This is a genomic window from Hahella ganghwensis DSM 17046 (assembly GCF_000376785.1).
GTDB lineage: Bacteria > Pseudomonadota > Gammaproteobacteria > Pseudomonadales > Oleiphilaceae > Hahella > Hahella ganghwensis.
The window spans coordinates 94,319-107,815 of record NZ_AQXX01000131.1; the positions used below are offsets into that span (position 1 = coordinate 94,319).

At 49.3% G+C, this 13,497-nt stretch carries 14 protein-coding genes; 5 read left to right on the top strand and 9 right to left on the bottom strand.

Annotated features, from left to right (window positions below; all coding sequences use genetic code 11):
- Nucleotides 1–47 precede the first annotated feature (47 nt).
- A complete protein-coding gene (locus F566_RS0121605) occupies nt 48–953 on the top strand; it encodes an aldo/keto reductase (protein WP_020409120.1) in 906 nt (301 codons plus the stop codon).
- 160 nt (nt 954–1,113) lie between these two features.
- Nucleotides 1,114–2,106: a substrate-binding domain-containing protein gene (locus F566_RS0121610; RefSeq protein WP_020409121.1), complete on the top strand. Its 993-nt coding sequence runs from the start codon at nt 1,114–1,116 to the stop codon at nt 2,104–2,106.
- Nucleotides 2,107–2,181: 75 nt separating this feature from the next.
- Here the strand turns inward: F566_RS0121610 and F566_RS0121615 are convergent, their stop codons facing one another.
- From F566_RS0121615 to F566_RS0121635, 5 genes are all read right to left on the bottom strand, one after another.
- Complete coding sequence (locus tag F566_RS0121615) at nt 2,182–2,613, bottom strand: YqaA family protein (protein ID WP_020409122.1); 432 nt, start codon at nt 2,611–2,613, stop codon at nt 2,182–2,184.
- A 32-nt stretch (nt 2,614–2,645) separates the two neighbouring features.
- Nucleotides 2,646–3,344, bottom strand: a complete 699-nt coding sequence (locus tag F566_RS0121620; RefSeq protein ID WP_020409123.1) for a gamma-glutamyl-gamma-aminobutyrate hydrolase family protein — start codon at nt 3,342–3,344, stop codon at nt 2,646–2,648.
- On the bottom strand, nt 3,323–4,321 hold the full coding sequence (locus tag F566_RS0121625; RefSeq protein WP_020409124.1) for an amidoligase family protein: 999 nt from the start codon (nt 4,319–4,321) through the stop codon (nt 3,323–3,325). Before F566_RS0121625 ends, F566_RS0121620 begins: the two co-directional genes overlap by 22 nt.
- A gap of 447 nt (nt 4,322–4,768) precedes the next feature.
- Nucleotides 4,769–5,875: a fatty acid desaturase family protein gene (locus F566_RS0121630; RefSeq protein WP_020409125.1), complete on the bottom strand. Its 1,107-nt coding sequence runs from the start codon at nt 5,873–5,875 to the stop codon at nt 4,769–4,771.
- A 40-nt stretch (nt 5,876–5,915) separates the two neighbouring features.
- Entirely contained in the window at nt 5,916–7,100 is a 1,185-nt protein-coding gene (locus F566_RS0121635; protein ID WP_169334457.1) for a flavin reductase family protein, read from the bottom strand.
- 208 nt (nt 7,101–7,308) lie between these two features.
- On the opposite strand from F566_RS0121635, the gene fabR reads away from it, so the two are divergent.
- A complete protein-coding gene (gene fabR, locus F566_RS33725) occupies nt 7,309–8,001 on the top strand; it encodes an HTH-type transcriptional repressor FabR (protein ID WP_083921151.1) in 693 nt (230 codons plus the stop codon).
- Between the two features lie 84 nt (nt 8,002–8,085).
- On the opposite strand, the gene F566_RS34960 is transcribed toward fabR, so the two are convergent.
- A complete protein-coding gene (locus F566_RS34960; RefSeq protein ID WP_020409129.1) occupies nt 8,086–8,763 on the bottom strand; it encodes an MBL fold metallo-hydrolase in 678 nt (225 codons plus the stop codon).
- Between the two features lie 144 nt (nt 8,764–8,907).
- Nucleotides 8,908–9,645: a DUF481 domain-containing protein gene (locus F566_RS0121650; protein WP_020409130.1), complete on the bottom strand. Its 738-nt coding sequence runs from the start codon at nt 9,643–9,645 to the stop codon at nt 8,908–8,910.
- 486 nt (nt 9,646–10,131) lie between these two features.
- Here F566_RS0121650 and F566_RS0121660 point away from each other — a divergent pair, with 486 nt between their 5' ends.
- On the top strand, nt 10,132–10,887 hold the full coding sequence (locus F566_RS0121660) for a hypothetical protein (protein WP_020409132.1): 756 nt from the start codon (nt 10,132–10,134) through the stop codon (nt 10,885–10,887).
- Nucleotides 10,888–11,193: 306 nt separating this feature from the next.
- Nucleotides 11,194–12,180, top strand: coding sequence for a lipin/Ned1/Smp2 family protein (locus F566_RS0121665; protein ID WP_020409133.1), 987 nt, complete (start codon nt 11,194–11,196; stop codon nt 12,178–12,180).
- 40 nt (nt 12,181–12,220) lie between these two features.
- On the opposite strand, the gene F566_RS0121670 is transcribed toward F566_RS0121665, so the two are convergent.
- Both F566_RS0121670 and F566_RS0121675 read right to left on the bottom strand, forming a co-directional pair.
- Nucleotides 12,221–12,637: an LIC_13387 family protein gene (locus tag F566_RS0121670; RefSeq protein ID WP_020409134.1), complete on the bottom strand. Its 417-nt coding sequence runs from the start codon at nt 12,635–12,637 to the stop codon at nt 12,221–12,223.
- Between the two features lie 24 nt (nt 12,638–12,661).
- Entirely contained in the window at nt 12,662–13,414 is a 753-nt protein-coding gene (locus F566_RS0121675) for a transglutaminase-like domain-containing protein (protein WP_026180213.1), read from the bottom strand.
- Between the last annotated feature and the right edge of the window lie 83 nt (nt 13,415–13,497).

The following is a 13,497-nucleotide window of genomic DNA, read 5'->3' on the forward strand; positions in this document are numbered from 1 at the left end:
AAGTTCAGGACAAGTGAGACCCTAACTGCAGAAACGGAAGCTCGACTATGCAAAGAATTCCCGTATGTCATAACGGCCCAACTTTTTCCCGATTCATTTATGGCTGGTGGAGACTGGCCGATTGGAACCTGTCTGCCGCAGATATTCAGCAGCGCATTGAAGATTGTCTGAGCAAAGGCATTACCACCCATGACCATGCAGACATCTATGGTGATTATACCTGCGAATCGTTATTCGGGCAGGCCCTGAAACAGGCCCCAAAGCTCAGGGAAAAAATGGAGCTGGTCACAAAGTGCGGTATTCAACTGGTCTCCCCTAACCGGCCGAATCATCAGTCCAAATCCTATAACACCACCAAAGATCACATTATCCGTTCGGCGGAAAACAGCCTTCGCGTGATGCACACAGATTATCTTGATGCTCTGCTGATTCATCGTCCTGATCCACTGATGAATGCCGATGAAGTTGCCGAGGCCTTCACTACGCTGCACACCAGCGGGAAAGTAAAGCATTTCGGCGTGTCCAACTTTACACCACGCCAGTTTGATCTGCTCCAGTCCAGGCTTGAGTTTCCTTTAGTCACCAATCAGGTGGAAGTCTCTGTCCTTCATTTGCCGCCACTGACGGACGGAACTCTCGACCAGGCCCAGCAACTGGGACGCTGCCCGATGGCATGGTCCAGTCTCGCGGGTGGTCGCCTGTTCAGTGATACCACCACCAGGGCATCCCATGTGCGTACCGCATTGGAAGAGGTCGGAAAGAATATGGGCGGAGCCCATCTGGATCAGGTGGCCCTTTCCTGGTTACTGCAACATCCCGCCAATATTATGCCAATTATTGGTAGCGGCTCTCTCCAACGAATTGAAAGCGCTGTTGCCGCTGAAGCCATGAAAATGTCCAGGGAAGACTGGTACCAGATCTATGAGGCCTCCGCCGGTCAGGAATTGCCTTGACCTGAAAAAGACACTGAAATAACTGAATGGATGTGCAGCCACGCAGGCACATCCTTACACCACCTTAATATCCTTCCAGCAATGATGGAGAAATTAACCTAAACTAAGTTTGTCGAAGGTAATACCTGCCAGAATTCACGGAAATAGCTGTTGTCGTGTAATGACTAATCAAATCAGAGTTGTGATTATCCTGTTTCTGGCTTTCGCCAGTGTGGCGCAAGCCTCCATTCGCATTGCCGTCATTGGTAAAACCAAGAATGACAGCTTCTACGTATCCTCACACAACGGCTGCCTGCATTTTGCGAAATCACATCCTGAAGTTTCCTGCCTCTACGATGGCCCGGCAGATTACCAGGACCCCAGATCCCAGGCGAAAGTGGTGCAGAGGATTATCGCCGAGGGAGTCGATGGCCTGCTGATATCGACAACGGACTCTGAGCACCTGGTAAAAGAAGCGCTTGTCAAAGCAAAATCAAAATCCATTCCAACCGTCATGTTTGATTCTGATCTGCTACCCGAGCATAGCCAATACCGCCTGGCGTATGTCGGGACCAACAATATCGATTTCGGAAAAGCATTGGGAAATTATGCCCATCGATATAAGCGCAAAGAGGAGCTCACCAGTTTTTGCATTCAAAGCGGACACCATACAACTCCCAATTTGAATGAACGAATTAAAGGCGTCCGACTCGCATTAAGTGGCGGCGAAACAGTCGCGCCACTCGACAATGTTAACGGTTGGAAAGAAAACAGCCGTTGTCCGCTCTACTCCGAAGGCAAAAGAGATACTGCAATATTTCAACTGGAACAAATGATCACGGCTTATGATCCACCTCCAGTCATTATTGCCGTGGCTGGATTTGCCCAGTTCTCAGAGAAATATATCGGGCGTATGCAGCGATTTAAATCACGTATTGCTGCCGATGAGGTGGTCATCATTTCAGCGGACACTGAGCCCTTACAATTGGATGCTTTGGCCGAAGGGCTTTCCACCGTCAATATCGGTCAAAGACCTTTTGAAATGGGCCGTCAGGGTACCGAATTGTTGTATCGATATATCAAGTATGCTGAAAAGCCGGACAAAGAATTATTCCACCTTGGGTACCATTACTGCACGCCGGAAAACCTGGATACTTGTATTGCAACGGAGTAGTGAACCAAGAATGCTCTCTGGAAACCCCACTATACCACTGAACCTCATCGGCCAAACCAACCCGAAAACCTAGTCCTAGTATAGAGTCACTGTCGTAAAGTAAATCACCACTGCATATCGCACAGCTTTGCCGGTAAAGGTTAACAGGAAAAACAGCCAGAACTTGACTCTCATGATACCAGCAATAAACGTCAGTGCGTCGCCTCCTACTGGTGCCCAGGCCATCAGCAAAGACCAGACGCCATATTTTTGGAACCAACTTTGGGCTTTATGGAGTTGATTTTCTTTAAAGGGAAACCATTTCCGCTTCTGGAAGTGCAACAGATAACGGCCCATGACCCAGTTGACTGCTGCCCCCAGTGTATTTCCCATAGAGGCAACAAACCAGATCAGAAACCAGGCTTCCGGCTCTTTCAGAAGTTGGGCCACCACCAGCACTTCTGAATAAAATGGCAACAGAGTCGCTGCCAGGAAGGCACTGAAAAAAATTAACAGATAATCAAACACGTTTTCGGCCCTTCATCGCCATGTTTTGAACTTCAGCTATAGAGCACTTCCGCTCGTGAACCCATAGCCTCATCAATCAGACGTTGAAACAAGCGACGTTGCCTGCCGATGTATTGCAGATATTCCGGGTGCCATTGAACGCCGACCAAATAGGGATGCAGGTCTGATTCTATCGCCTGCACAAAATCGTCCATATCACGGGCCACCACTCTTAACCCGCGCCCCAGTTCATCAACGGCCTGATGGTGCAGACTGTTAATACGCCACTTCTCTGTTTTGATCGAGGCATGAACTTTACCGATATCCGTGCAAATAGCCGTTTTGGATGGAAAAGGTGTGCGACGGTTGGATGTCAGGCTTCGTAGCGGTCTGATATCCGGATGCAGGTTTCCCCCCAGGACAACGTTAATCAATTGAGCACCACGACATATCCCCATGATCGGCAAATGGGTTTCCAATGCATGCTCAATCATTTCTATTTCAAAATCATCTCTGGGCTTATCAATTTTGCTCAGTCCGTTATCCTCGCCTCCATAGAGCGTCGGATCGATATCACTGCCACCACCGATAATAATACCTCTGAAGCGCTCTTTCTTATGCTCCCGATAGGTATCGGGTGTGAGACGGACAGCATTGCCTCCCGCCAATGCGACTGCCATACGCGTCGCCCACCAGGAAATAGGATACTTATCATCCGGGCCGGTAACACCTATGTCGGGACGATCAGCCATGTTTTTACTTTTTCCTTCCAGGGGGTCATGATCTCTTTGGACAACAGCTTATGATTGTAAAAATACCCTTCACAAACTTGCTTCAGACGGACCGGGTCATTGGCCAGTTCCTCCACCTGCCACCAATCATTCCAACACCGCCAGATACCCCACTGAGGATTATCCACATCGGAATTGGGCAACCGGTAGTGAAGTGTCGGACGCTTTCGTAGCTTCTGACTTCCTATGGTGTTTATGACTCTCTCTTCATCAAGATAGGCAAATAGCGGCAACATATCCATCACCCGGTTTCGGGTTGGATTGAACTCCAGATAATCATCAATCAGTTCGGTAATCTTAGGCGCATAATGATGATCCAGCACCAATTCAGTATACTCACTGGAAAACGCCCGAATGAAGGGAGACAGTTTCCGGCTCAATACCACTTCCTCTTTTTCCACCAACCAGTCAAACAGGCAAAGAAAGGCTCTGAGATATCTTAGAATTGTCTGGCAGTGCAGATCAGGAAGCTCGGGGTTAAGGTGTACACCAAAGGCAAACAAGGCACTTTCCCGGGTGCCTTGAGCCCCAGCCAGTCGCAAACGCTCCATCAAGGTATCAAGTTCATGCAACTGACTGATTTCAATAGGTGGAGCAACCAGTTCACAGGGAACAATATTCTTGGCCAGAGCCCCCAGAGCATCGGAAGCAATCAACTCCAGCTCTCCAGCTTTATCCATCCCCGGAGACAGTCTCTCGCGCCCATATTTGGTCAGGTATCCAAAATCCAGTTCAACCTTGAATTTTCCGAATGCAGTGCCTTCAACATCGTACTCATAAGGCGATCGTTTATTGAGAGTACCGCCAAATTGCTCGACCACTTCTTCGGCAATTGTCACCAGCTCGATACCGGACATTTCTACCTCAACACCGACCCTGCGCTCGGTGCCGTCGGCTTTCTGCCATTGTCCCGGTTTTTTAAAGCTTCCCCATGTCATGATCATCCTGCCGTTGTCTTGATGAATGTAAGACTCTCGTGCGCGGCCCTGAAGGGCATTGCCCAACTATGGCGGTTTAGGTTATCAGGGTAACTTTTTTAGCCCGGTTGACCAATCAACCGGATCTATTTATGAATGCCAGCGGATCTATTTATGAATGCCACCGGGTCTTTTCATTAATGCCAATAGTTACGTCAAAAAGTATTTCGTGTATTGATTTAACCCGGATTTCTTGTGAGTTTCCAGGAGTTTCGGATGGCCATCGACTGACTGGCGTTAACACCCACAACACCTGGCACTATCCTCGACAGGGCCGGCAGACTGGTTATGTCAGCAGCATCCAAACGTCTGGATTAACAAGATTCAATACGGAAAATCGAGTGGGCAGGCGGCAATAGCAGAAATTGAAAAATGACCCTGAAGTTTCCCCCAGGGCCATAGGACTGATTAACCGGCCCGGGGAAGTCCGCGAGGTTCAGAGAACAGGGAATCCGGCAGTGAGTATCGCCAGATCCTGGCCACAACAGTCGACCATTGGCGCCAAAAACCTCCGGTGTTGTATGGCACCCCGTGAGCCACGCAGATTTGCCTTACCCTGGGCGCTATTTCCCGATAACGATGTGCAGGGATGTCGGGAAACAGATGATGCTCAATCTGAAAACTGAGGTGCCCACTCATAATGTGCAGCCACCGGGAGCCGGTAAAGTTACTCGATCCCAATAATTGCCGGTAATACCACATGCCACGACTTTCATTTTCATAATCCTGTTTACGGAAAGTTTGAGCCCCCTCTGTGAAGTGGCCACAGAAAATAATGGTGGAAGCCCATAGATTACGAATGAGGTTAGCCATCAAATTGCCAAGCAACACTTTTAAAGCCATAGGGCCAGCCAGTAGTGGAAACAGCACATAATCTTTGAGGACCTGATTGCGCGCCTTCCTGAAGAAACGTTTCAGAAAAGGCCACTTGTCGCGTAACCGGGTTTTTCCGGAACGGATTTTTTCCACTTCCAACTCATGCAGCCCCACTCCCCAGTCAAACAATAAAGACAGGAAGAAGTAATTGATGAACTGAAACAGATGTTTTGGTCGCCAGGGAGTTGTATTGGTCAAACGCAACAGCCCATAACCATAATCACGATCCATCCCCAGAATATTCGTGTAAGTATGGTGCTCAAAGTTATGGGTTTTACGCCAGGAATCACCATCGCAGATGGTGTCCCATTCGTAGGTCTGCGAAAAGAGCTTGGGATCATTCATCCAGTCATACTGACCGTGCATGATATTGTGACCAATCTCCATGTTTTCCAGGATTTTTGCTGTCGACAAAAGCCCCACACCGATTAGCCAACTGACAGGTGTCAGGCTGAAGTGAATTAACACCCGCCCCAGTATCTCTGCCATCTGCTGCTTACGGATAATTCCTCTGATGTAGTCAGCATCCTTTTGCCCCAAATCCCCCAGGACATCCTGCCGTACCTGGTCCAGTAAACGTCCCAGGCTCTCCAATTGCTCGGCACTTAACGAACGGGCCGGTGTTGTTGTCTTCATCATTGCTTTATCTCCGCTTATCTCGTGATAACCAGCATCGCGATTACCAGTTTTCGATAGTCACTGCCCCGACAGGGATTGAGATACAGGCCTGTACAAATTCCTGCTCTTCCGGCACCAGTTCGCCCGTCAGGCGATTAATCACCTGACCTCCGGTTTTGACACAGGTACACTCATGACACACACCACTGCGGCACCCAAATTTCGGCTGCAGTCCATGGGATTCCGCAATCTCCAGCAATGATTGCCCCCCCTGGCTTTCGATCTCCCGGCCAGACTGCTGCAGATGCACTTTGGCCGTCACCTTATCCATTGCCGGAAGCGGTGTTCGTTCAGCGAGAAACGGACCACCAAAATGTTCCTGGCGAATATCAGGCGAGCTGCTTCCCGAAGCCTTAAGCTCCTGAATCACTCTTTGCATAAATAGCTGAGGTCCACATAAATATACCGCAGAGGCTGTGATATTCGGGGAGTCCCGCAAGAGCTGATCACGGCTGGCACGCCCTTCCTCAGCCGTAAAGTGAAGATGTATATTCAGCCGGTGACATCTTTCTGATAATAGTTCCAGACGTTCTCTGAAAATGACCTGCCCTGAATTTCTAACGTAATAAATCAGCGTCATTGCCAGACCTGGTTGACGCTCTCCCAGACTTTCGATGATCGATATGATGGGGGTAATACCACTTCCCGCCGCTATAAAGACAATGTCACCAGGGGGATTGCTGTGATTGAGGGTGAAAGATCCAGAGGCCTCCCCGATATAGAGAATTCCCCCTGTCCTCACACGCTCATGGAGAAACCCGGACACCCTCCCATGCTCCTGGTGCTTCACGGTAATTGTGATCACCCCCTCGCGCAGGTACCTCTGCTGTGTTGAAGAGATAGAATAAAATCGCCTCATTCGCACACCGTTGACCTCGACCTCAACGGGAATGTGCTGCCCCTCAATAAATCCCTTCCAGCGAGACGGCGGACGGATAACGAAAGTTTTAACCTGCGCCGTCTCATCCAAGACCGCTATGACTTCAGCTGCCATTCGTTGACGACTGAACAATGGATCAATCTCACAGAGAGTCATTTCTATCCAGTTCTGTAAACAACCAGAAGACTGCCAAAACCTTTCACCAACCTCTCTTGCTCCCCCACCGATAATCCTAAACAGTGGAGAGAGCCGGGAGGTAAGTGAACTTAACGCATGATGGAATGTTGCCGTAAGGAAGGTCGTCATGATTGCCATCTTCAAAGTCAGTTTCAGTGAACACGTGTACACAAAGCTACGTGATCTATCTCTTTCAGTCAACACTTGCACACTGAAATAAATCAGCTATTTTTCGGCAAACATGTGACAAATATCTTACTTTTACTATAATTCTAATAATATCCCAGCTGTATTAACGTTGGGCTGAGATTGGCACGATAGAAGTTTCAGTAAACAAATGAACACACAAAAACAAACCAATAGCGCTTTACCAAAAGAGACTCGGGTAATGAGTCGGGATGAAAAAAAACAACAGACCAGAAAATCCTTGATGGATGCCGCATTGGATCTGGTTGGAAAAGGGGAAAGTCTGTCGAGTATCAGTCTTCGGGAAGTGACCAAGTCCGCCGGGGTCGTCCCCACCTCTTTCTACCGGCATTTCAGTGATATGGAAGAACTCGGCCTCAATCTGGCAGACGAGCTTGGAATGCTGCTGCGAAAATTGATGAGAGCTGCCAGGCAACCCGACCGCTCACCTCAGGAACAGATGCTGCAATCGATCGATGTCTACATAGATTTTGTACTGCAGCACCGTAATCACTTTGCCTTCATGTCCCAATGCCGGACTGCCGGGACACTGGCCTTGCGCAACGCGATTCGCAACGAACTGAAATTTTTCGCCAATGAACTGGCCTCGGATATTCGCCAGACATCCTTACTGGCCGGTATCAGCAGTCAGGATCTGGATGTCATGTGTCAGTTGATCGTGACAACCGTGGCAGATGCCACCGTTGACATATTGGACCTTTCAAATGGTTCCACAGACTTTCGCCAGGAGTTCTCCACGACCATGGTGAAGAAGTTGGACCTCATCTGGCAGGGTGCTTATGCCGCGAGGTCATCTTCTTCTGTGTCATCAGAGCCTAGCTAAATACAAACTCCTGCCCGGGGTATGTCATAAACAAGCGCTTTTCCGGCACTCTCCCCCGGTCCACCAGGTCCAGATAATGTTCACTCATGGACTCGATGGCGTGGCGGGCGCAATATGCGTTATTCCTACTGACTCACACAGGTGCGAGTCGACAAGTGCCAGAACTTCCTCGAAGGAGCAATGACTGGGAATCCGGTCTTCCATTTCATAGGTCTCCTGAAAATGTATTTTCACTCCACGGATCATGCTCCTGGCCTCGTCAGTGAGCTTACCATCTCCAGACACAGAAATAGAGCCTGATGCAAAGTCCAGGCGATACACAAGGTTGGTAATAGAGTGAACACTGGGGGCACTGCAAATAGCGATATCGCCAAATTCCTTTCGATCCGGAACATCCTCCTGAAATTCCTGATACTCAATGGGGAACTGGAAGTACTTTGATACGTTAGGATATCCCATCTGAAGTATCCCGGAGACATACTCCTCGACTCCGACGGGACCCCATATGTGCAATGGACGGGTTCTCTTTTCTTCCAGATACCGGACCAGAAGGGGGACAACACCGAAGGCATGATCCGCGTGGAAGTGAGTCAGCAGGATCAGTTCTATCTCCTCATGGTGACCGGCTTGCCAGAGTCGTGGTGGGACCTGGTAACCACAGTCAATCAATATTGCCCCCCGAAGCGTATTGAACAGAAAACAGGTATTGAAGTTCGTGGCGGAGAACGCTTCGCCATTGCCAATAATCTTCAGTTGATACATAGATATGGTCCTTGTCTGAGACACCTGACTCCTAACGGGCAACTAAAGCGGAATTAAGTGGCATGCAGAGTCATTTGCAGCCAGGCATAAATCAAACCCGCCCAAAATATTAGCGTTTATCTTCGGGTAACGATAAACAAATCACTACAAGAAAGTGTACAACAACGACAGAGAAGTCTCCGTATCGGTTCGTTCCGCACCGAAAGGTGGATCACTGCGATGCTTAACGTAAAAGGATATCTTCATCGACAGCCCTTCCATGATTTGTGACTGAACTGAAGACTCTGACTCTGCCACCACATCATTTTCCTCCAGCCCCATTTCAGAACTGACTTTCTGTCGAAACAATGCGGTATCCGAGAGTTCCACATCCAACTGCCCGGCAAGCCGGGCGATCGCTTCGTGAGCATTACGGCTACCCGTTTCTTCCTGCTTCTCTTCCAGCTTACTGAATTTGTATCCGCCACCGGCAGAAACATCCAGCACAGAGCGTTCACCATACTGCCACAGGCGATATCCCATCCCAGTAGTGGCAGACACTTCAAAATCATACCCGGAAAAACGCTCGTTGGCGTATGATTCCTGTATAAACCAATATTTCCTTTCCGTGTATTTGTAGTCGGTTTTCAATTGCGCGCGATATTTCTCAGCAGTGGTGCTGTTATCAGACTCTGTATAGATGACACGGGCATCAATACTGTTCCGCCAGGGAGCGTTATCATATTTCAGCGCCAGACGTCCTTTGACATTGGTCTGCTTTGTATTGCCGGAAGTCACCAGTACACCCAGTTCCGTTTCCCCCTCCCACTGACCTTGCTGAGCCAACACCTGAAAAGACATAGCCTGAACGACAATAACCAGGCCCGCCGTTAACAACCGCATAAGTTCTCCTTACCTGAAACCGCATGACCGACAAGACCGCTTGAACGGCCGAACGACAGTCATGTATCGGGAATTTTTTCCAATATAAGTTCGGTTGTACTGCCGGGAAGAATGACCCGGGCAGATAGATAATATTGATGTCGGTTGATGTCAGCTATTTCACTGGCAAGGCTGTGGTTTTGGATGCCCTGCTGGACAAACACCATAATCGAGGCAGCTCAGATAGTTAAGTGTCTTTTTTGCAATCTGTCGCATGAAACAACAGGCAATCGGCCCAAAGGCGACCTCAGAGTGAAGCGTTTACGCTCTTTTATAAGGTGCGGACACTTCATGACAATCAATCAACTATATTGAAGGCTTTTGCATTTAAAAAACGCTACAACCCAAGAACACTATAACCATTCACGTCTCTCGACTGCAGGATCCCTGTGGAAACAGTGACATTGAGCTATAGACAATTCTAAATCACCACACCCGGAGGTATTAATGGGACTCGGTGACAAAGTGTACAATGCCTATAACCACGTCGACAGGGAATGGTTCGACAGATCTAGTGTTGATATGCATAACTGGGGACACGTGAAAAGCGTTCACCGTTGTGATCATGCTCATGGGGACTGGGGGATGGCCAAAGCTGTAGGCAAAGGCCTGGTCTCAACAGGATCCGCCGCATTCAGCACGGCCACCAACACAGGCTTCACAACCCTGGCCTATAGTGCAGCAACCGGTGGCGCCGTTGCCTTGTCGGCCACAGGTATTGGGGCAGTTGCAACTGCCGGTGCCGTTGCTTTGGGAAGCTCCGTGGCCGCTGGAGTATCGTTCTGCAAAACACTGGATCATATCCGCAATCTGGAAAAGATACAGCTGCAGCGGGGCGTTAAATTCTGCGACGGTGACAATCAGCAGCACAAGTACCTCCTTAGTGTCGTGCTGCCTTACATTATCCAGCAGAAAAAGCGCAAGATGCGTCGAAAAGGTGAAGAATCTGTGCCGTTACTGGGAAGCGCCCTGACCACTGCAGAAGAAGGTGTGCGCAGTATATTCAAGCGTCTGAGCGGCAACCGAGGAAAACAGCGTCATCACATGGCCCAAGCCCTGACAGTGCACCTGGTTTCCTGCACCTGTAATCTGGCAGAAGATATCGTATCCGAACTCTGGAGCCCTGAGGAAATGAAAGCCATTCGCGCCATGGACAGCGATGAAGCCGGTTACTGGATCTTTTCCAAGATGGCTTCTACCTGAGGCCATTCTTTCACCATTATGGCGGTCAACCTGCACGGATGTCCGCCATATCCTCTTTCGTACTCACTTAGCCTCTCCCGTATCTACTCATCTCTTTTACTCATCTCTGCCTGTTCATCTAATTTTCATACCCAACCATCAAAATCTGGCTCGTTTCACATATTCTATTGGCTGAACGAGATTAAATTGATCAGGGAAATATCAGTGTTTCCTTAGGGTCTGCTCTCAGACTCAACACGAGCACCAAACAAAGTGTCTACAGACCCTAGCCAATACAACCTATAAAAACAGGCAAGGATACCTTCCATGAACAAAGCACTTACCATAGCAGCCTGCGGGCTGATCGCCGTCACCTTAAGCGGCACCTCGGTCGCGGAATATTGCCCGGATTACGGCAGTGTGACGAATACTCCCAACCTGCAGAAACCTCACCAGAAATCTTTTCGGCACTGGGGCAACAGATGGTTATCGTCCTGGCACCGTCCTTTTCATATGGTGCATGATCAGATCGTCAAAACCGGTACTGCCACCACCATGGTCGGAAAGTTCGATTACTCCAGTGTTTTTCACAAAGACCTGGAAGACGAGGATATCCATGTCTACATCTACGGTACCGGTATGGCTGACTGGGAGTATCTTGGCGAGTACCGCACCAACAGTGACGGCAAAATCTATGTGGATGTCAACAAGCCCGAAGGGGACTATCGGGTCAGAATGATTGTCGAAGGAGATCATTCCGAGGCAACCGGTTACCTGACGGTCGTTCAACCCGGCCGTAAAGCGGTATTGTTTGATATCGACGGGACCCTGACGCTAAACGACTTCGAAGCCGTAGGAGATTACCTGGGCATCGACTCCGCCGAGATGCATGGATATGCCTCCGATGTTGTCTGGAACTACGAGGAAAAAGGTTACCAGATTATCTACCTGACAGGCCGTCAGTACTGGATGGCCAAAACCACCCGTCAATGGTTCAACACTCAAGGATTGTTTCAGTGGCACCTGCGCACTGACAGCAACGCCGAGAACCCGGTAGACCCTCAGACCCAGGAATATAAAACCAACTACATCCGTTATCTGCTGAATGATGTGGAACTGGATATTGTCCGAGCCTACGGTAATGCCGATACGGACATCGCCGCTTATGCCGACGCCGGTATTCCAAAGTCGGAAACCTATATTATCGGCCCGGAAGCCGGCAATGGAGGAACCCAGGCGATCGACGGCGACTACGCCTATCATTACTCAACGAAGGTGATCGGCATCCCAAATTCCGGTTGTACCTGGCGTTAACGCCGACTGTGGCCGGGCGACAATCAGTCGTCCGGCACCATCACGACATCAGTACCATTATGACACTGGACAGATAGAGCGCGAGAGAAAGACTGATCCCTGCCAGGGGAATGCGAAACCAGTAGCGCCAGGCCAGGATAAATAATCCCACCAGCATCAATCCGCCGGTCAACAGCAGAAAAGCGGATTGAAACAGCAGCTCGCTGTGATAGAAAGCCAGATACCCATAGATCAGACCGAATAGAATGCCCGCCATACTGTGGCTTGCATTAAATCCAACCCAGGCTTTCCACATAGAGGTTTCACGCGTGATCACTGGTGAAACCCGCTCCATGTATGTCCTTAAGTCATGCTCTCTCGGCGAAAACTTATTGCTTGCAAAGGTGTAGAACAAGTGAACCAATCCCAACAATAAAACGATGCCAGCACTGAGTGCCATAAGAAGAATTTCAATCACGAGTAACCACCTGAGTCAACACAATCAACGAGGACTCTCACGAGTCCGTATATAACTATCCGGGATACCTTTTCGCCTTATGCGGTCCACATTCCAGTTGAGCCAATGACGCAACAGATATCGAAACAGCAGTCTTTTGGCTCCTGACAGATTTATACCATGTTTTCGATAGAAATCGTCAGGTTGGGCGAACACGCCATAGTCGTCCGCAATTCCCTCTTTCTGGATATAAGTGTCCTGTCCGCTCCAATCCACCTGAGGTTGGCTCAGACAGGGTGTGGCAATACCAAAACCACTGAACTGCTCACATTGACCGGCAAAAGTTTGCTGCACCTTGGTCAGGTACTCGCGATCAATAATATAACCTTCCAGATTCACCCACTGTCCATCCCACTGGATTTCCACCCAGCTATGCAATATCCGCGACGGCGCCAGCGGCATCAGGACTCCTGGAATCGCCCCACGCTGCAACTCATTGAATATGGTGAACCCATGAATCCTGGCCGGAATGCCTACCGCACGGAGTAACGCCATAAGCAGCGTGCCCTTGGTATTACACTGACCATATCCGTCCTTCAAAACCTCACTGGCCGGAATACTGTCATCCCGATTGTAACCAAACAGGATCTCATCCCGGACAAAGGCATAAACAGCACCAATAGCTTCATAGGGGACCAATCGCTTCCACCCCCTATCTTGAATCAGAGCCTGGATTTCCGGGTGATCAAAATCCAGCATGTGCGTTTTCATCAGATAACGTTCGTTGACCGACGTCATACCCATTCCCTCTCTTCTGCATTTAACAGATACTGAGGATATCCAGATCGAGCCGAACATAATTGAATAAACCAGCTACATTG